This is a genomic window from Thermalbibacter longus (genome assembly GCF_023806485.1).
GTDB lineage: Bacteria > Chloroflexota > Chloroflexia > Thermomicrobiales > Thermomicrobiaceae > Thermalbibacter > Thermalbibacter longus.
Genome location: NZ_JAMSLR010000003.1, coordinates 320,759 through 338,983, shown reverse-complemented (window position 1 = coordinate 338,983; position 18,225 = coordinate 320,759). Strand labels below are relative to the sequence as shown.

Below are 18,225 nucleotides of genomic sequence, written 5' to 3'. Positions count from 1 at the left end.
CGGCTCGTCTCAGCAATGGATAACGCGAGGCAGCGCACGCTCTAGCCCCTGCCCCGCGCTGAACGTGGGCGCAGGCAGTTCACGGGCCCCTATGCGTCCCAAAGCGAACTCTGCTACACGCGGAAGAGGCGAGCAGGCAAGCGCTCAGACGTCAGCATCATCGTTGACGCCGGGGCAGACGCGTGTTAGGGTTGGTCAGTAAACACGGAGAGAGGACACCGACCGTGACCCTGGTTTTCCAAGTCTTGCTCACCTTCCTGACCATCATGCAGTTCGCTATCATCGCTCGGGCGATCCTGTCCTGGTTCGACCGGGGGATGCGCAATCCCATCAGCCAGTTCCTGGTGCAGCTCACCGAGCCGATCATCGCCCCGATCCGCCGGGTGCTGCCACCGCTCGGCATGTTCGATTTCTCCCCGCTCGTGGCACTCCTGCTGCTCTACGTGCTGCGGCAGATGCTGCTCACCGCGGTCTCACCCTGAACGAGGCCAGCTCGGCTCAGTCCCGTCTCGCTCACCAACCAGGCGGTCGCCCCCGTAGATTCCCGGCAGCGGGCGGTACTCGATCTCCGGATACCCGAAAGCGGCTGGCCCCACGACCGCCAGTGCCTGCGGCGTCTTGAGCAGCGCCGGCGCCGGGATGCCTAGCACCGCTACCCGCAGGCCATAGCGCACGACCTCCGTCGTGACCGGCTCCGCCGTCTCGGCGTCCACCAGGCAGATCAGGTCAGGCACGACGACCACCACGTCGCCGTCACGGCGGGCGATCAGGTTCTCGTTCTGGAAGTCGATGCGCATCCGGCTCCCGCGATCGTCGCCGAGCCCGTCCAGCTCCACCACCCCGCGGGCGAAGCCCGCGACCAGCCGGCGCTGCACGTCGATCACCTTGCCACGAAACACAACCTGTCCTCCGGTGACGCGCAGCACCGCGGCCACTGGGTCAGCATGTTCCCGGCGGGCGCGTCGCACCGCCGCGCCGGCTGCTTCGGCGAGCGAGAGCGTCATCGGGACGGCCGTCCGCTTCGCCTCCGCGCCGGACATCGCTGGGAAGGCGTAGCCGGCCGCCCCGCCCATCTGGACGGTCACGGCCCGGGCGTAGCGTTCGAGTGTCAAGGCGTCCGCGAGGCGCGGAAAGAGGACGACGTTGTGGTAGATGTCCGCCAGGGCTGCCGGCGTCGACGAGACGCCGTAGATCGCGAACGTGTCCATCTGGAGCTCTGGAAATGCCCGGCCCATCCCATCGGCATCGATGACCGGCAAGCCGGTCATGGCGCTGATCGCCATCGGGCGGGTCGAGTTCGCTCCACCGATCTCCCCGGGGATCAGGTGAGTCGCCCGGCGGCCCAGGTGCTCCTCCAGCGCGCGGAGCGCGACCAGCGGCTCATCTCCCCGGTGAATCCGCTCGATCCCAACGGTCGGCGCCCCCATGCCTCCGACTGAGACGACCAGCGCGTCGTCCGGCACTTCATCGAGGCTTACGACCGGGATACGCGCCCCCTCACGGAGCAGCCGCCGCACGTGCAGCTTGCCGTAGTACGGGTTCCCGCCACCGCCCGTGCCGAGGATGCCAGCCCCGATGGCGATATGTTCCAGCCGCTCTTCGTCCACGTACCACACGCCTACACTCCTCGCAGATTACCGACTGCCTTCACCCGGATGCGTACCGCGGTCGATGGCAGGTACGCCAGCGGGATCTCGTCCACCTCGACGACGCTCACCGTTGCTGGATCAGCCCCCGCCTCCACCGCCAGCCGCTCGGCCTCGGCCTTCGCCTCGGCCAGCACCGCGTCACGGCTCCTGCCCTCGAGCGAGAACACCCGGTCGACCTCGCCGCTCACCTGGGCGATGGCCGCGCCGATGGCGTTCGCGACCTCTGCATATGGCGGCCGGACGACGACCGATGCTCCCTCGATCTCGTCCGGCACCAGCACGCTGCCACCGCCGACCACCACCACTGGCACCGGATCCGGTGAGGTCTTGAGCGCGTCTACCAGCTCGGACAGCCGGCCATCGATGACCGACAGCGCCCGCTGCACCAGATCCACCGGGAGGCTGCGGGCGCGCGCTGGATCGCCGAAGCTGGCTCGGCCCGCGGCAACGGCGATGTCGCTCGCGGTCAGCGTTCGGCCGCCGAAGATGAGCGCCTCTTCGGTCAAGCGGTAGCCGACGCTCTGCGGCCCGACCCGCCCGCCGTCGGCGGTGACGAGGCTCCCGCCGCCCAGCCCGACGCTCACCACGTCCGGCATGCGGAAGTTGGTACGCACGCCGCCGACCTCGACCTCGAACGAGGCTTCCCGCGGGAAGCCGTTCACCAGCACCCCGCCGTCAGTCGTGGTGCCACCGACATCGAGCACGACTGCGTCGGCGATCCCGCTGAGCGCCGCCGCACCGCGCATGCTGTTGGTGGGACCCGAGGCGAACGTCAACACCGGGTAGCGCGCCGCGAACCCGGCGGCCATCAGCGTGCCGTCGTTCTGGCTCAGGTAAAGGGGTGCTTCGATGCCCAGCTCGGCCAGCGCGCGCGTGAAGGCGCTGATCGTCCGGCGGGCGAGCGTGTTGAGGCAGGCATTGAGCGCGGCCGCGTTCTCCCGCTCCAGCAGCCCCAACCGGCCGATCTCGTGCGATAGCGTCAGGTGTACGCCCGGTAGCGCCTCCCTGAGCCAGGCTCCGATCGCGCGCTCGTGGTCGGGCACCGCCGGGGAGAAGACAGCGCTCACCGCGACAGTATCGATTCCCTCCGCGCGCAGCTCGGCGATGAGCTGATCGACCGCCGCACGGTCGAGCGGGGCGATCTCCCGGCCGTCGAACTGGTGGCCGCCGGGCAGGAGCCGGACGAGTCCGGCGACGGCCTCGCGCAACTCGTCGGGCCAGTCGGTCAGTGGCGGGATGGCCTGGGTGGCCGGCAGCCCCAGCCGGACGGCCGCGATCCGGTCGAGCTCGCGGCGCTGGACCACCGCGTTGGTGAAGTGCGTGGTCCCGATCATCACCGCGCCGATATCGCGAGGGGCCACGTCCGTACCGGACAGCACAGCCTGCAGAGCGGCTCTGATCCCATCGGTCACGTTCGGGGTCGTCGGGCGCTTGGCCCAACTGATGACCTCGCGCCCCTCGAGCAGCACCGCGTCGGTATTTGTCCCGCCGACGTCGATCCCGATGCGCACGCGCCCTCCTTTCGAGCAGCACCACCGCTCCCCGCCGCGCAGGCGGAGCGACAGGCGTACTGTACCGCGCCTCCGGCCTCCGGAGAGGCCCAGCCCGCTTCACGACTGGTCGATCATCGAAGCCGCCACGCCCCGCATCGGAGCAGGGCCGCATCTGGTAGACTGCTGCAATACACCGGCCACGGGCCAGAGGCGAGGCACGCACGCCAACGCTGTCGTCCTGGTCGGGCGGAGAGCCGCCAGCCCCGGTTGCCGGCTGGCCCCTCTCCATGAGTCGCGCATCTCTACGGAGAGGAGGCCTCGCATGGGCGCGACTAACGGCGGCCACCCCGCGGCGACTGCGAAAGCGCCGGCACTCGACCTGCGCGCGTTTCTCCTGCACGTCGCCTGGCTCTCTATCCTCCTGGGGCTGACGATGGAGGTGATCCTCCTCGTTCTCGCCGCCGCCTTCGGCGAGGGCACCACGGCTCGGTCCTTCGCGGTGAAACTCGTCCAGCAGATCGCGTGGTCATTCTTCGTCTGCACGGGGCTTGCCGTGGGGTTAGCCGTCGCGAAGACGGGTATCCCGGCCGGAAAGTTCACCGGCTTCTTCATCGCGCCGGCAGCCTTCGCTGTTGCCCGCACGCTCCACAAGAGCGTGGCACAGGCGCTGGCGATTGCCAGCGCGGTCCCGGCCACACCCTCACCGTTCTTGCTCGCCGCGGTCAAGGGGATCGAGTACGGCATACTCGGCTTGGCTATCGCCAGGATCCAGAAGTGGGAGCACGGCCGGATCAGCCATTATGTCGCCACTGGTTTCCTCGTGGGTCTGGTGTTCGGCGGTTTTGTGCTCGTGCTGATCCTGCAGACCGCCGAGGGCATGTCGGCGATCGACCTGTTCACGCGGGGGGTCAACGAGCTGGTATTCCCGGTCGGCTGCTCGGTGGTGGTCTATGCTGCCGAGGCGCTGGGCAGGCGAGCAGCCAGGTGAAGGCAGCCGAACGATCGATTGCCGGCGCGTCCCTCTCGTGTTTAGATAGGGAACGGCGACACGCCCGGAGAACTCGCCGGCCCCGGCCATCGCCCGGGTGGAATCGACCGGAAGGACCGTCCGAGCCGGTAGCGTGAAGGAGTGACTGCGTGAGCGCGGCCAGAACCGGACAAGTCGTCGCCGTGTGCTCGAGCCCGACCGGTGGCGTGCCGAAGTATCCCCAGTTGCAGGTCGAGGTCGGCCCGCACGGTATCGACGGGGATTACCACGCCGGGCCATACAACCGGCACAAGAAGAAGGGTGAGCCGGAGCCGAACCGGCGCCAGCTCACTATCGTCGCCCAGGAAGTGCTGGACGAGATGAACCTGCTCCTGGATATCCAGCTCAAGCCTGGCGACCTGGCCGAGAACGTGCTGGTATGGGGGCTGGGCGACCTGAGCGATCTCCAGCCCGGCGACCGGCTGCGGCTCGGGCCGGTGCTCGTCGAGGTCACGGCGCAGAACCAGCCATGCAAGACGGTCGCGGTCTACCACCCGCTTCTGGTCAAGCACCTCTACGGACGTCGCGGGGTCACGGCCGTCGTCCTGGAGCCGGGCACGCTGCGGCCGGGCGACCCGGTGACACTGCTGCGGGCTACAGCCGCGCCGGCAGGCGATGGCTAGTGGCGGAACAACGAGGAAGGATCGCGCGATGAACAGCCGGAGCCCGGTGACCGAGCTGGAGCTCGGAGGGATCCACCACGTCACGGCAGTCACCGGTCGGGCAGCCGAGAACGTCCGCTTCTACACTCGCGTCCTGGGGATGCGCCTGGTCAAGAAGACCGTCAACCAGGACGACGTGTCCGCCTACCACCTGTTCTACGGGGACGAGACCGGCAGCCCCGGCACTGAGGTCACCTTCTTCGACTGGCCCGACGCTGGCCCGCATCGCCCCGGGGCGGGCGAGGTGGCGACCATCGCGCTCGGCGTGCCTGGCCGCCCCGCGCTGCAGTACTGGACGGACCGTCTCGACAGGGCAGGCATCGACCATCAGGGCATAGAGGAGTACGGCGGCCGCGGCATGATCCGCTTCACCGACCCCGAGGGCCAGCGGCTTGCGTTGATTGACGCCAGCGATTGGCCCGGTGGCTCGCCCTGGCGCGAGAGCCCGGTTCCGGCCGAGTTCGCCATCCGCGGCATCGCCTTCGTCGCCCTGGTGGTGCGCGACCTCGGCCCTACCGAGGCAGTGCTCCGCGACGTGCTCGGATTCCGCTGGGCAGCGGAGCTCGCGCTCGATGGGCACCGGCGTGTCGTCTTCGAGACAGGGCCGGGTGGCCCAGGCGCCGAGGTCCACGTCGAGGTCAGGCCGGAGTTGCCGCGTGCTCGCACCGGCATCGGTGGGGTACACCACGTCGCCTTCCGCACTCCGACGGACGAGCAGCATCGCCAGTGGCACGAGCGCGTGGCAGCGGCTGGGCTTACGGTGACGCCGGTAATCGACCGCTACTACTTCCGCTCGCTCTACTTCCGCGAGCCGGGCGGCGTGCTCTTCGAGATCGCCACTGACGGACCGGGCTTCGCCGTCGATGAGGACCCGGCGCACCTCGGCGAGCGACTCGCGTTGCCACCCTTCCTCGAGCCGTACCGCGCGCAGATCGAGGCAGGTCTGCGACCGCTGGTGCCGGCGGAAGAGGGGCATTGACCACCCCCACACTGAGATCCAGAGAAAACAGAGGCCCCGCATCACAGCGGGGCCTCGTGCTCTTCGCCGGACAGTTAGGGCAGGTACTCGCTACTTGAGCCCGTCGCGATAGCGCTGCGCCACCGCGTCCCAGTTGACCACGTTCCACCAGTTGGCGATGTACTCAGGCCGCCGGTTCTGGTACTTGAGGTAGTAGGCATGCTCCCACACGTCCAGTCCCATCACCGGATAGAGCCCGTCCATGTACGGGCTGTCCTGGTTGGGCCGGGTGACGATCTCGAGTCGCCCGTTGTTCAGCACCACCCAGGCCCAGCCGCTGCCGAAGACCCCCGCGGCCGCAGCCGAGAACTGCTCCTTGAAGGTCGCGAAGCTGCCGAACGTCTGATTGATCGCCTCCGCCAGCTCGCCGCTGGGCTCGCCACCGGCGTTCGGGCCCATGATGGTCCAGAAGATGCTGTGGTTCGCATGACCACCGCCGTTGTTGCGCACGGCAGTACGGATGTCCTCCGGCACCTGGTTGATGTTGCGCAGCAGATCCTCGATGCTCCGGTTCTGGAGCTCGGGGTGCTTTTCGAGCGCGGCGTTAAGGTTACGCACATAGGCACCGTGATGGCCCGAGTGATGAATCTCCATCGTCCTGGCGTCGATGTGCGGCTCAAGCGCGTCGTACGGATACGGCAACGGGGGAAGCTCGAACGCCATGGTTCCCTCCCTTTCCTGCTGATTCCGCTCCCAGCACAACTGTACACGAGTCGCCGCAGACGCGTTGCGCCAGGATGCACCGACAGTCCGGTCGCATTATCGCATAGCCCGGTACCGATTGGCCAACTGCGCGGCCCGCCCGAGAGTCCAGCCGTGTCGACCGCCTCGTTAGAGGATCTCTCGGCATCGCGACAACCGCCGTAGCGCCGGCCGCCCTGGCACATCCCGGAGTAGCAGGCTAGGATCAAAGACCAGACTGCCAGCGGCTCGCCCCGTGTCGCGCTTGGGTCGCTCAGGCAGACGAGCCCTGAGCGGTTCGTGCCGGGTCGTTCGGCCCGGCCAACCCCGAGGAGAGCCGGTGACCGCGACCGATTTTCACGCGTCGTTCGATCCAGCAGGCGATACCCGCTCCTGGCCGCTCACGGTCGCGGCGACGGCGATCGCTCGGCCAGTGCTCGATCTCCTCACCGGCCCACAGCGCGCCGCCCGCGTCCACAGCGCCTACTCGCAGGCGGCAAACCTCGAAGTCGGTGGGCAATTCGTGACGTTGACCGCCGCCACTTCCTCCTGGGTTCCCAACGGGCTGGTACTCTCCTGTACCCGAGGTGAGCGCACCCTGCTAGGTCTCCGTCCGGGGCAGCACGCCTGGATCGGTAAGGGAGAGATTCGCTTTCCCGATGCCGCGCTGCGCATCACCGGCCAGTCAGCCGACCTCTGGGAGCCATCGCTCGCGCGGAATCTGGATCTCGTCTCGCTGGCCGCGCTCGCGGCAGGCTTCCGATACCTCGCGGCAGTCTTGCCGCCAGAGGAGGAATACGGCAGCGGCTTCGGCCAGGGCACGAGCGCGATCCGGAACGATCTCCTCGCCCCCTTCGCCGAGGCCATCCGAGGCGCCCTGGATATTCTCGTCGACGGCCTGGCCCGCCGTGACCGCGCGGCCGTCCTGGCGGCCACGCGCCGGCTGGCCGGGCTCGGGCCCGGGTCGACTCCGGCGGGAGACGACATTCTGGTCGGCGCCTGCGCCGCGCTGACCCTGCTCGCCAGCGCCGAAGAGCCACGCCTGCGGAACGATGCCGTGGCCCTCCTCGAGCTGCGGCGGCGCATCTCCGAGACCGCCGCCGCGCAGACGACCGCGCTCAGCGCCGCCTGGCTCACGCATGCCGGGAGAGGCGAGTTCTCGCTGCCGCTCCTCCGGCTCGGGCAGGCGCTCGCTTCGAGCGACAAGCCGGCGATCTTAGCTGCCGCGGACACGCTGGTGCGCCTGGGAGCGAGCTCCGGACGCTGCACCCTTCGCGGCCTGCTCACCGCCGGGCAGGCGCTCATCCGGCGGTATACTGCGGGTGCGTGAGGAAGGACTCGGATGGTCGTCGTCGCTGAAGTCCGGCCTGGAACCTATCATGACTCCGTCACCCTGATGGCGGTTTCGGCCGCGCTCAACCAGTTGCCCGGCGTCACCGGCGCCGCTCTGGTGATGGGCACCAGCCTGAACCGCGAGCTGCTAGCCGAGAGTGGCCTGTCGACGCCGGAGGTCGAAGCGGCCGGCCCCAATGACCTGGTCATCGTCGTCCAGGCGACCGACGAGTCGACCGCGCGGGGCGCGCTGGCCGAGGCAGCCCGGCGACTGGCCGAAATCGGTGCCACGCCGGTCAGCCAGGTCGAGGAGCGCCCGCGATCGCTCCGCTCGGCGCTGCGGCGCGCTCCGGAGGCGAACCTGACACTGGTCTCCGTCCCTGGGCCGTTCGCCCCGATCGAGGCCGAAGAGGCGCTACGGGCCGGCCACCACGTCTTCCTCTTCAGCGACAACGTGCCGCTCGCCGAAGAGATCCGGCTCAAGCGCCTGGCCACCGAGCTGGGCCTACTCCTGATGGGGCCGGACTGCGGCACCGCGCTGATCAACGGCGTCGGCCTCGGCTTCGCCAACGTCGTTCGCCGCGGGCCGATCGGCCTGATCGCCGCCTCGGGCACCGGCTTGCAGCACGTCACCTGCCTGATCGACCAGCTCGGCGGCGGCATCAGCCACGGTATCGGCACCGGCGGCCGTGATCTGAGCGCCCCGGTCGGCGGCCTGACGACGCTGGCCGCGATCGAGGCACTCGGTGCTGACCCCGCGACCGAGGTGCTGGTCTTGATCTCGAAGCCCCCGGATCCGGCGATCGCCGACCGCGTCCTGGCAGCAGCGACGGCCCAGGGCAAGCCAGTCGTGGCCGCCTTCCTCGGAGCCGAGCTGCCGTCCCGGCCGGGCGTTACCTGCGTGCCGACGCTGGCCGAGGCAGCGCGGCACGCGGTCGCGCTCGCGACTAGCCGGCCGGCTGAGACCGTTCGGTTTGACGAGGCGGTCGACGAGACAGCGCTCGCCCGCGCTCGTGCCGGCCTGACTCCGACGCAGCGCTTCGCGCGCGGGCTCTTCTCCGGCGGCACGCTCTGCGAGGAGGCGATCTGGGTGCTCTCGCCGGTGTTGGGGCCGATCTGGTCGAATGTCCCGCTGGAGCCGGGATACCGGCTTCCCGACCCGCGCCGGAGCCGGGAGCACACGCTGCTCGATCTGGGCGCCGACGAGCTGACGGTCGGTCGACCGCACCCCATGATCGACCCCACGCTGCGCATCGAGCGGCTGATGGAGGAGGCCGCCGACCCCGCCACCGCCTGTATCCTGCTCGACGTGGTGCTGGGTTACGGGGCTCACCCCGACCCGGCGGGTACGCTCGCCCCGGCGCTGGAGGTAGCGCGCTCCCGGGCCGCCGCAGATGGCCGCGCGCTCCCGATCGTGGTCTCGCTGGTCGGGACCGAGCGCGACCCACAGCGGCTCTCGGCCCAGCGAGCGAAGCTCGAGGCAGCGGGGGCGCTGGTGAGCACGAGCAACGTCATCGCGGCTCAGCTTGCCGGCCGCATCGTGGCCGGAGCCCGTAGACCGACCCATCGCGGCGTGGAGGGAGATAAATCGTGAAGGGGGCACAGCTATGATGAAGCGCCCGCCTCAAGGCGAGCGACCCGCGACGGGCCGCCGACGGCGCGAGGGGCGGCTCAAAGCGGCCGAGCGCCACCGCCGCCAGCAGCGCATGGCGCGGGCCATCATCGCCACGGCAGCGGTTCTGGTGCTGGCTGGCCTCGGCGTTGGTGCTTATGTCTACGTGCAGGGCCAGCGTGAACGGCAGCCGCCGGAAGGCGTCGTCTCGTTCACGAACCTCTCGCGCGACCACACCCAGGGAGAGGTCACCTACGACCAGGTGCCGCCGGTAGGTGGACCGCACTCACCGATCTGGCAGAACTGCGGGTTCTACAGCCAGCCGGTCGCCAACGAGACTGCCGTGCACTCGCTCGAGCACGGCGCGGTCTGGATCACCTACCGGCCAGACCTGCCGGCCGACCAGGTGGAGCGACTGCGCCAGATCGCCGAGAGCCAGACGTTCATCCTAGTGAGCCCCTACCCTGACCTGCCCACGCCGGTCGTCGCCTCCGCCTGGGGTAAGCAGGTCCGGCTCGAATCGGCGAACGATCCGAGACTCGAGCAGTTCATCCGGGCCTTCCGGCTCGGGCCGCAGACACCCGAGCGCGGCGCCCGGTGCGACGGCGGCACTTCGGCGACGGTTCCGGCGCCCTGATTGACCCGGCCTAGCCGCGCAGTCACGCTGGGTCCGGGAGCGACCACCTCGAGGTGCGGAGGGAGCCGAGCGATGGGTCTGGAGGGAATCGGCCCCATCAGGGCACTGCTGAGCGAGGGGATCCGTCCGATCAACGTCGGGCTCGACCTCTTCGCGGATGCGCTGGCCCAGCAGGGGGTCGAGGCGGTGCGGGTTGCCTGGCGGCCGCCGCTGGTCGAGCCCCTGCCGGAGGCGCTGCCGCTCTTCAATGACCCGGGCATCGCCGCTGCTAACCAGGAAGCCGTGCGGCGAATGATGGGCGCGCAGCCGGTGCTGGTCGACGTCGCTCGGGCCGGCGACGTGCTGCCGGGCATGACGGCGCGCACCTTTTTGCATGCTGGCCCGCCCATCGACTGGGCCCACGCCTCGGGGCCGCTCCGCGGCGCGCTGATCGGCGCCATGCTGTACGAGGGGCTGGCCTCTTCTCCCGAGGAGGCGATCCGCCTGGCCGAGCGAGGCGAGATCGAGCTGGCTCCCTGCCACGAGCGACAGGCGGTGGGCCCGATGGCCGGCGTCATCTCCCCCTCGATGCCGGTCATGGTGGTGGAGAACGCCCAGGGAGGCAACCGGGCCTACAGTACCTTCAACGAGGGGCTCGGCAAGGTGCTCCGCTACGGAGCCTACGGCGACGACGTGATCGAGCGGCTTCGCTGGATCGAGCGGGTGCTGGCGCCGCTCGTGAAGGCGGCGCTGGCACGCTCGGAGGGGATCGACGTGCGCCAGCTCATCGCCCAGGCAGTGCAGATGGGCGACGAGTGCCACAACCGGAACAAGGCCGGCACCTCGCTCTTCTACCGCGAGCTCGCGCCGCATCTGCTCGAGACCGGGGCGCCGCCGGCCGAGATCGCTGCCGTCCTGCGCTTCATCCACGGCAACGACCACTTCTTCCTGAACCTGGCCATGGCAGCCGCCAAGACCATGGCCGATGCGGCCCACGGGGTCGAGCGCAGCACCGTCGTGACCACGCTCGCGCGCAACGGCACCGAGTTCGGGATCCGGGTCAGCGGGCTGGGAGACCGCTGGTTCACTGGACCGGCCGAGACGCCCGCCGGCCTCTTCTTCCCCGGCTACGGCTCCGCCGACGCGAACCCCGATATCGGTGACAGCGCCATCACCGAGACGGTAGGGCTGGGCGGCTTCGCGCTCGCCGGCGCCCCGGCGATCGTCCAGTTCATCGGCGGCTCGCCGTCCGACGCGCTGCGGGCCACGCTCGACATGTACGAGATTACCGTGGCCGAGCACGAGCTCTTCCGTATCGCCGCGCTCAACTTCCGTGGCACCCCGACGGGTATCGACGTGCGGGCCGTCGTCCGCACCGGCATCCTGCCGGTCATCGACACCGGCATCGCCCACCGGGAGCCGGGGATCGGCCAGGTGGGCGCTGGCATCGTCCGGCCTCCGGCCGTCTGCTTCACGCAGGCCCTGCGGGCGATCGAGGAGGCTTTCCTGGCAACGTAGGCCGGCGCGGGCTGCGCGGTATCGCGCGTGGACGGTTCAGCGCGCGGTGGGAGAGCGGCTCGGGGCGTCCGAGCACGTCGGCTCTCGAGCAGCGCCTGCTTAGTCGATCCGGCGCGCCCGGGCCTGGTAGCCGGCTATGTTCCGGGGTTCCGCCTCGTCGCTCAGCCTTCCGGCAGGCCATGCTCGGCCAAATGGAGCACGGCATCGAGCAGAACCTGCGTGCCGAACACGATGTCGTCCGGTGGCGTCCACTCCTGGCGGCTGTGGCTGATCCCCTCGCGGCTCGGCACTAGAACCATGCCGGACGGGCAGATCCGGGCTATCTGCATCGCATCGTGCCCCGCGCCGGAGACCATCCGAAGCGCTGGCAACCCTCTCGCCCGCGCGCAGCGCTCAAGCAGCGCGGCGAGAGCCGGGTGCAAGGCGACCGGCGCCTCGTCGGTCAGCGTCTGAACCGATCGCTCCAGCCCGCGCCGGCGGGCGATCTCCTCGATCTCCCGCCGCAGCGCCTCTACCACGCTCGCCTTCGTCTCCCGATCGCTGCTGCGAACGTCGATACCCAGCTCGGCTCGTCCCGGTACCACGTTGATCGCTCCCGGCTCGATCCGGATCGTACCCACGGTACCGACCACCCCAGGAGCATCCCGCGCCAGGCGCTCGACCGCGAGGATAACCTCGGCCGCGCCGGCCAGCGCGTCCCTCCGGAGCGGCATCGGCGTAGCTCCGGAGTGATCGGCCCGGCCCACGAGCTCTAACCGCAGCCTTGTTGGAGCGGCGATCGCTTCGACGATCCCCAGCCGAACCCCCGTCTCCTCCAGCACTCGTCCCTGCTCGATGTGCAGCTCGAGATAGGCGGTGTAGTCGCCGGGCTGCCGTCTGGCCGTCGCCAACCGGTCTGGCTGGAGCCCGACCAGCTCCAGCACCTGGCGCAGCGTGAGCCCGCGGGCATCGCGGAGCCCCAGGATCTCCTCCGGCTCCACCGTCCCAGCGACGAGCGCGCTGCCGAGCGTGCCCCGCCCGAAGCGGCTCGACTCCTCGCAGGCGAACGAGACCACCTCGACCGGCCGGCGCGGCACCACGCCGTGCTGGCGTATGGCCGCGACCACCTCGAGCGCAGCCACCACCCCGGCCGCGCCGTCGAACCGCCCGCCACCAGGCACGGTGTCCAGGTGGGAGCCGACCAGCACCGGGGGTAGGGCGGGCTCGCGGGCGACCGGTAGGCGGCCGAAGACGTTGCCGAAGGCGTCTACTCGCGGCTCCAGTCCCAGGCTGCGCAGGCGGTGGAGCAGCACCTGGCGTGCCTGCCGGTCGGCGCGGCTGAAGGCGAGCCGGTTGATCCCTCCGTCCGGGCTGTAGCCGATGCGGGCGAACGCCCGTAGCTCGGAGAGGATCCGCTGGCGATCGACGCTCGGTGCGAGCTCACGTACCGCGCTCATGGGCTAACTGTAGCCGATCGGGGCCGTGCTGAGTAGCGCAAACGCCGTGCCGCAGGCACCACCGGCAACCGAGCGGCCGATCGGCCTTCGGATCAGAGCGAGCAGTCTAGGGGTGAGCCGCGCGGAAGAGGATGACGGCGTCGCGGCCGTCCAGCTCGCTGAGCAGCACCTGGACCTGATCGCCCGGCTCGACGGTGAGCGTCTGACCCACGATATCGGCACAGATCGGGAGCTCCCGGCCGCCCCGGTCGATCAGGACGGCCAGGGCGATCCGGGCCGGCCTGCCGAGGTCGAGCAGCTCGTCGAGCGCGGCGCGCACCGTGCGGCCAGTGAAGAGCACGTCGTCGACCAGGACCACTGTGCGCCCCTCGAGCGGGAAGGCGATCTCCGTCTGCCCGACGATCGGCTGCTCGCTGAGGCTGTCGAAATCGTCGCGGTACAGCGTGATGTCGAGCGACCCGACCGGCACCTCGCGGCCGAGCCGCTCGGCGAGGAGCTGGCTCAGGCGTCGCGCGAGCAGATCACCGCGCCGCTTGATCCCGACGAGCACCAGCCCTGGAGCGTCGCCGAAGCGCTCGGCGATCGCATCAGCCAGCCGCTGGGAAATCCTGGCCAGCCCCTCCGCCGCGAAGACTTCCTCGCCGGTCATCTCCCCAGCAGGGCCGCTCCGCGCCTGTTCCTCGAGCACCACGCTTATGCCTCCGCGCGGGCAAGCGATCGGGTAATCGGCGCGCCGCCACCGCTTCGCCGCGTCGACGCCCCGATCTTACGCGGGCGCGGCGAGCTCGTCCAGCGACCTCGTACGGTGCGTTCGCGAAGCGGCCGCTCGTTGGCGAAGCTGGCCGTACTCCCTCAGGCAGCCATGCGCAGCACGGGCTTGACGACGCGTCCCTCCTCCGAGTCGGCGGCTGCCTGGTTGATCTCGTCGAGGCTGTAGATACGCATGAGGCGGTCGATAGGAAACGTTCCCTGGCGGTACAGCTCGACGAGCTGGGGAATAAACAGGTCCGGCACGCTATCACCCTCGATGATGCCGCGGACCGTGCGGCCGAACAGGATCGTATTCATGTCCAGGCTAGTCTCCGTGCCCATCGGCGCAGCACCGATCAAGCCGCAGACCCCGAGCTGGTTCAAACAGTCGACCGCCTGCCGGAAGACGCGTGGGGAGGCGGTGGTCTCGATGCTATAGTCGGCACCACCGCCGGTAAGCTCGCGGATAGCCTGGACGACCTCTGTTTCCTGAGCATTGATGACGTGCGTGGCCCCCAGCTCCCGAGCGAGTTCCAGTCGCTGAGGTCTGATATCGACCCCGATGATCGTGGTACAACCCGACAACCGGGCAGCCATCACTGCGCTCAGCCCGACGGTGCCGGTTCCGAAAACGACGATGCTGCTTCCCGCCTCGGGGTGTAGGGAGTTGAAGACACCCCCCGCACCGGTCTGGATCCCACAACCCAGCGGACCGAGGTACTCCAGCGGCACGTCTTCGGGAACCGGAACCACGTTGCGCTCATGCGCAATGCTGTAGGTGGCGAACGAGGATTGTCCGAAGAAGTACGCGTGGATCGGCTGGCCGTCACCACGCGCAGGCGAGGAGCCGTCCGGCCGCGAACCACCGAAGTTCAAGCGGTAGAGATCGAGACAGTAGGACGGACGTCCGCGCAAGCAGTTCCGGCATCGGCCGCAGGAGAGGAAGGTAAGAACCACGTGATCCCCGGGCTTGACCTTGGTCACGCGGCTCCCGACAGCCTCTACCACACCGGCTCCTTCATGGCCGAGAATCGCCGGCAATGGCACCGGATACCACTGGTCCCGGACGATCAGGTCGGTGTGGCAGATGCCGGCGGCCACCACCTTCACCAGAACCTCGTCTTCCCGCGGCTCCCCCAGCTCCACCTCGCGCACGACGAACGGCCCGTGCTTCTGCTCGACGACTGCTGCCCTGGCGTAGACCATGGCACTCACCTCCTGCTAGAGCTTCTGGCACTGGTACCTGGCCGTATTATCGTGCCGACCTCCACGGCCGATCAAGGCTTCAGCCGTCGGTGGGAAGACCGCGGCTCGGGCGAAGCCGCATACCCGGCGGGCGCGCGAGCAGGACGAGGCCGGCGAACAGGAGCCCGGCCCCGGCGAGCCCGAGCGCCGTCAGCCGCTCGCCGAGCAGGAGCAGGCCCAGGCTGGCAGCCGTCAGCGGCTCGGCCAGCGACAGCGTCGCCGCAGTCGTCACCGGCGTACCCTGGAGCCCGCGACCGAACAGAAGGTAGGCGAGTGCTGTGGCCACCAGGCCTAGGTGCAGGGCCACGGCCATCCCGCGCGGCTGGAGAAGCCAGGTCAGATCCGAGGTCACCACTGCGGGCAGGAGCAGGAGCGCGCCACCGCTGAAGGCAAGCCCCATGATCGCCGCTGGCGGTCGCCCAGCATCCATCAGCGCCTTGCTGGCGACCGCAAAGGTCGCGTAGGCTGCACCTGCTCCGAGATTGAGGACGACCCCGCGGGGATCGACACCGACCTCCTGTCCCGGCAGAACCAGCAGGGCTGCGCCGGCCACTGTCAGCGCCGTCGCCATGCCCCAGCCCGGCTCGGGGCGCTCGCGGCGGGCCAGCAGGCCGAGCAGCCCAGCGAATGCCGGCGAGCTCCCGATGGTCACGATGGTGCCCAGGGCCACACCGGTGCGGGCGACACCGGAGAAGAAGCAGATCTGGTATGCGGCCACGCCAGCCGCGGCCAGGGCGGTTGCAAGGCGTGACCAGCTTCCAGGCCGGCCCAGCCCGCCACGGAGCAGGGCGAGCACCAGCAACGCAAGGCCGCCGATCAGAACGCGCACGCCCCCGACCGCAGCCGGGTCAGCACTACCCGGCGCGAGGGCCTGGGCGGTACCAGTCGTACCCCAGAGCACGGCCGCCGCCAGCACGAGCAGCCGCGCCAGCAGCCGGCGCTCTGCCGGCCGCTCCCGAACCTGCCGGATCTCCTGCTCCCGAATCACCTCAGCCTCGCCCAAGTGCCTGCCGGAGCGCCTGGACAAGATCGCCGTCCTCGCCGGGCAGCACGGTGCGGGCGTCGATCAGCAGGCGCCCGTTCTCGACCCGCGGCATCACCGCCGGCCGGCCGGTCCGCAGTCGTTGCGCGAGCTGGTCGAGAGTGAGGCCATGCGCGCGAGCAACCGCCTCCGGGATCGCCAGGGCCCGGCTCGGGAGCGTCTCGCCAGGCAGTGAGCCGCCCCCAACCGTCGCCTGGCTCTCGACCACTGCCAGGCCAGGCAGATGGCCGAGCTGGGCGACCCAGGACCGGCACCGGGCCTCGAGCTGGTCCAGCGGCGCGCTGATCATTCGCCACACCGGCACCTTGGTCAACGCTTCGTGATAGAGATAGTGCCGCAGGGTCGCGGCGATGCCCGCCAGCGCCGTCTTATCGGCCCGCACGGCTCGTGCCAGCGGGTGCGCGGCCACACGGCTCACCAGCTCCCACTTGCCGGAGATGATGCCGGCCTGTGGCCCACCCAGCAGCTTGTCGCCGGAGAAGCAGACGATGTCGGCTCCGGCTGAGAGCGCCTCCCCCACGGTCGGCTCGTGGGCCAGGCCGAAGGGCGCGGTGTCGAGCAGCGCCCCGCTGCCCAGGTCTTCGATCAGGACGAGGCCACGCTGGTGGGCCAGCTCGGCCAGCTCGGCCAGCGCCGGCTGGGCAGTGAACCCGACGATCCGGAAGTTGCTCCAGTGCACCGAGAGGATAGCCGCCGTCTCCGAGGTGATCGCGGCCGCGTAGTCGCGCACGTAGGTCCGGTTGGTGGTCCCGACCTCCACCAGCCGAGCGCCACTCTGCGCCAGGACCTCCGGGATCCGGAATCCTCCGCCGATCTCGATGGACTGGCTGCGCGAGACGATGACCTCGCGCCCGGCGCAGAGCGCGCTCAGCACCAGCAGCACGGCGGCGGCATTGTTGTTGACGACCAGCGACGACTCGGCCCCGACCAGCAAGCGAAGCAGCCGGCTGATCTCGACCATGCGCCCGCCCCGGCGACCGCTGTCGAGCTCGAGCTCGAGGGGGGTGTAACGCGAGGCAGTCTCGGCCATCGCTTCTGCCGTCTCCGCGCTGACGGGAGCGCGCCCCAGATTCGTGTGGATGATCACGCCGGTCCCATTGATGATCGGTGACAGGCGCGGGCGCTCCAGTTGATCCAGCTCTCGCCTGACCGCGTCGATGATCTGGTCCGGATGGACCTCTGCCGAGCCACTCAACATCGCGGTGCGAACGCGGCCGACGACCTGCTGGGCGACCTGCGTCACCACCTCGTTGGGGAATCGCTCCAGATAGCCTTCCAGCTCAGGATAGGCCAAGATCGCGCTGATGGACGGGATCTGGCGGAGACGCTGCTGCCGCTCTGGCTCAGGCTCAGCCAGGGACGATGTCCCGGGAACGTGCTCAGCCATCCCTGAATGCCCCTTCGATCACGACCGCGATACTGGATCCACGCTTGCCTGACCCGCGAGGATAGCGTACCGCGATTGGAGCGAGGATGGTTCCCTCGCTATCTAGAAGGTAGAGGGCCGATCGGGGGCCGAAGACAGAAAGCAAGGGAGGACGGCTCGCACCGTCCTCCAGGTCGGGGAGAGAGGATTTGAACCTCCGACCTCCGCGTCCCGAACGCGGCGCGCTAACCGGGCTGCGCCACTCCCCGTCGACGCATGAGTATACCACGCTCTCCTGAAGGCGAACAATGATCGCGATCGCCAGCCCGCGGAGCAGCGCGTATACTCGTAGCCCAACCCGTTCACACCTGATATCCGGCCTTTCCCCGGACAAACAGCAACGCGGAAACGGAGGCAGTCAGCCATGATGACGGTCATCACCGAGGTTACGATTGAACCGGGTCAGGAGACACAGTGGGATCGAGCCTTCCAGGAGCGGATCGACGACGTGCGCAACCAACCGGGCTGGATCGAGGTTCAGCTCCTGATCCCGGTCGATGCGCCGAACCAGCGCGTCGTCGTCGGCACCTGGCGCTCCCGCGTCGACTGGGAGGCCTGGCACGAGACGGAGGTGTTCAAGAAGACGAAAGAGATCATGGACGCGGTCGAGCAGCAGAAGGGCGAAGACCGCTGGTTCGAAGTCGTGACACGGCAGAGCGCTGAGGGGGCGAGCTCCAAGCAGGACCTTTGACATGCCCTCCGCTCGGCGACGGACCAG

Annotated in this window: 17 protein-coding genes and 1 tRNA gene; 9 read left to right on the top strand and 9 right to left on the bottom strand. The window is 69.4% G+C overall.

Going from position 1 to position 18,225, the window contains the following annotated elements; genetic code table 11:
* Positions 1-224: 224 nt before the first annotated feature.
* Positions 225-482 carry a YggT family protein gene (locus NET02_RS06425; protein WP_284056559.1) on the top strand — a complete coding sequence of 86 codons (258 nt, stop codon included), beginning with the start codon at positions 225-227 and terminating at the stop codon, positions 480-482.
* Here the strand turns inward: NET02_RS06425 and NET02_RS06420 are convergent.
* Together NET02_RS06420 and NET02_RS06415 are read right to left on the bottom strand one after the other, a co-directional pair.
* Positions 474-1,616, bottom strand: coding sequence for an S-methyl thiohydantoin desulfurase family protein (locus NET02_RS06420; protein WP_284056558.1), 1,143 nt, complete (start codon positions 1,614-1,616; stop codon positions 474-476). The genes NET02_RS06425 and NET02_RS06420 overlap by 9 nt on opposite strands.
* Positions 1,617-1,618: 2 nt before the next feature.
* Positions 1,619-3,160 carry a hydantoinase/oxoprolinase N-terminal domain-containing protein gene (locus NET02_RS06415; RefSeq protein WP_284056557.1) on the bottom strand — a complete coding sequence of 514 codons (1,542 nt, stop codon included), beginning with the start codon at positions 3,158-3,160 and terminating at the stop codon, positions 1,619-1,621.
* 304 nt (positions 3,161-3,464) lie between these two features.
* Here NET02_RS06415 and NET02_RS06410 point away from each other — a divergent pair, with 304 nt between their 5' ends.
* From NET02_RS06410 to NET02_RS06400, 3 genes are all read left to right on the top strand, one after another.
* Entirely contained in the window at positions 3,465-4,130 is a 666-nt protein-coding gene (locus NET02_RS06410; protein ID WP_284056556.1) for a hypothetical protein, read from the top strand.
* Between the two features lie 149 nt (positions 4,131-4,279).
* A complete protein-coding gene (locus NET02_RS06405; protein ID WP_284056555.1) occupies positions 4,280-4,792 on the top strand; it encodes an MOSC domain-containing protein in 513 nt (170 codons plus the stop codon).
* A gap of 55 nt (positions 4,793-4,847) precedes the next feature.
* Entirely contained in the window at positions 4,848-5,810 is a 963-nt protein-coding gene (locus NET02_RS06400) for a ring-cleaving dioxygenase (RefSeq protein WP_347711012.1), read from the top strand.
* A gap of 90 nt (positions 5,811-5,900) precedes the next feature.
* On the opposite strand, the gene NET02_RS06395 is transcribed toward NET02_RS06400, so the two are convergent.
* Positions 5,901-6,512 (bottom strand): superoxide dismutase, encoded by a 612-nt coding sequence (locus NET02_RS06395; protein ID WP_284056553.1) that lies wholly within the window; start codon positions 6,510-6,512, stop codon positions 5,901-5,903.
* Between the two features lie 358 nt (positions 6,513-6,870).
* Here NET02_RS06395 and NET02_RS06390 point away from each other — a divergent pair, with 358 nt between their 5' ends.
* From NET02_RS06390 to NET02_RS06375, 4 genes are all read left to right on the top strand, one after another.
* Positions 6,871-7,860: an oxamate carbamoyltransferase subunit AllH family protein gene (locus tag NET02_RS06390; protein ID WP_284056552.1), complete on the top strand. Its 990-nt coding sequence runs from the start codon at positions 6,871-6,873 to the stop codon at positions 7,858-7,860.
* Positions 7,861-7,872: 12 nt separating this feature from the next.
* Positions 7,873-9,456, top strand: coding sequence for an acyl-CoA synthetase FdrA (fdrA, locus tag NET02_RS06385; protein WP_284056551.1), 1,584 nt, complete (start codon positions 7,873-7,875; stop codon positions 9,454-9,456).
* Positions 9,457-9,472: 16 nt separating this feature from the next.
* Positions 9,473-10,111, top strand: a complete 639-nt coding sequence (locus NET02_RS06380) for a thioredoxin-like domain-containing protein (protein WP_284056550.1) — start codon at positions 9,473-9,475, stop codon at positions 10,109-10,111.
* Between the two features lie 72 nt (positions 10,112-10,183).
* On the top strand, positions 10,184-11,608 hold the full coding sequence (locus NET02_RS06375; RefSeq protein WP_284056549.1) for a YlbE family protein: 1,425 nt from the start codon (positions 10,184-10,186) through the stop codon (positions 11,606-11,608).
* A 161-nt stretch (positions 11,609-11,769) separates the two neighbouring features.
* On the opposite strand, the gene NET02_RS06370 is transcribed toward NET02_RS06375, so the two are convergent.
* The 6 genes from NET02_RS06370 to NET02_RS06345 all read right to left on the bottom strand — a co-directional run bounded on the left by NET02_RS06370 (position 11,770) and on the right by NET02_RS06345 (position 17,716).
* Positions 11,770-13,044 carry a Zn-dependent hydrolase gene (locus NET02_RS06370; RefSeq protein ID WP_284056548.1) on the bottom strand — a complete coding sequence of 425 codons (1,275 nt, stop codon included), beginning with the start codon at positions 13,042-13,044 and terminating at the stop codon, positions 11,770-11,772.
* A gap of 106 nt (positions 13,045-13,150) precedes the next feature.
* Positions 13,151-13,693 carry a bifunctional pyr operon transcriptional regulator/uracil phosphoribosyltransferase PyrR gene (gene pyrR / locus NET02_RS06365; RefSeq protein WP_347711011.1) on the bottom strand — a complete coding sequence of 181 codons (543 nt, stop codon included), beginning with the start codon at positions 13,691-13,693 and terminating at the stop codon, positions 13,151-13,153.
* A gap of 203 nt (positions 13,694-13,896) precedes the next feature.
* On the bottom strand, positions 13,897-15,000 hold the full coding sequence (locus NET02_RS06360; protein WP_284056546.1) for an NAD(P)-dependent alcohol dehydrogenase: 1,104 nt from the start codon (positions 14,998-15,000) through the stop codon (positions 13,897-13,899).
* Between the two features lie 79 nt (positions 15,001-15,079).
* On the bottom strand, positions 15,080-16,027 hold the full coding sequence (locus NET02_RS06355; RefSeq protein WP_284056545.1) for a DMT family transporter: 948 nt from the start codon (positions 16,025-16,027) through the stop codon (positions 15,080-15,082).
* 1 nt (position 16,028) lies between these two features.
* Positions 16,029-17,468: an L-seryl-tRNA(Sec) selenium transferase gene (selA, locus tag NET02_RS06350; RefSeq protein WP_284056544.1), complete on the bottom strand. Its 1,440-nt coding sequence runs from the start codon at positions 17,466-17,468 to the stop codon at positions 16,029-16,031.
* A 173-nt stretch (positions 17,469-17,641) separates the two neighbouring features.
* Positions 17,642-17,716: transfer RNA gene (locus tag NET02_RS06345), tRNA-Pro, on the bottom strand.
* Positions 17,717-17,871: 155 nt separating this feature from the next.
* Here NET02_RS06345 and NET02_RS06340 point away from each other — a divergent pair.
* Positions 17,872-18,198, top strand: coding sequence for an antibiotic biosynthesis monooxygenase family protein (locus tag NET02_RS06340; protein WP_284056543.1), 327 nt, complete (start codon positions 17,872-17,874; stop codon positions 18,196-18,198).
* The last annotated feature ends 27 nt before the right edge of the window (positions 18,199-18,225 follow it).

Bases quoted from the DNA above. Each gene is read 5' to 3' on its own strand.
- NET02_RS06370 (WP_284056548.1), bottom strand. From the start codon at position 13,044: ATGAGCGCGGTACGTGAGCTCGCACCGAGCGTCGATCGCCAGCGGATC.
- NET02_RS06340 (WP_284056543.1), top strand. From the start codon at position 17,872: ATGATGACGGTCATCACCGAGGTTACGATTGAACCGGGTCAGGAGACA.
- pyrR (WP_347711011.1), bottom strand. From the start codon at position 13,693: ATGACCGGCGAGGAAGTCTTCGCGGCGGAGGGGCTGGCCAGGATTTCC.
- NET02_RS06360 (WP_284056546.1), bottom strand. From the start codon at position 15,000: ATGGTCTACGCCAGGGCAGCAGTCGTCGAGCAGAAGCACGGGCCGTTC.
- NET02_RS06395 (WP_284056553.1), bottom strand. From the start codon at position 6,512: ATGGCGTTCGAGCTTCCCCCGTTGCCGTATCCGTACGACGCGCTTGAG.
- selA (WP_284056544.1), bottom strand. From the start codon at position 17,468: ATGGCTGAGCACGTTCCCGGGACATCGTCCCTGGCTGAGCCTGAGCCA.
- fdrA (WP_284056551.1), top strand. From the start codon at position 7,873: ATGGTCGTCGTCGCTGAAGTCCGGCCTGGAACCTATCATGACTCCGTC.
- NET02_RS06375 (WP_284056549.1), top strand. From the start codon at position 10,184: ATGGGTCTGGAGGGAATCGGCCCCATCAGGGCACTGCTGAGCGAGGGG.
- NET02_RS06410 (WP_284056556.1), top strand. From the start codon at position 3,465: ATGGGCGCGACTAACGGCGGCCACCCCGCGGCGACTGCGAAAGCGCCG.
- NET02_RS06380 (WP_284056550.1), top strand. From the start codon at position 9,473: ATGAAGCGCCCGCCTCAAGGCGAGCGACCCGCGACGGGCCGCCGACGG.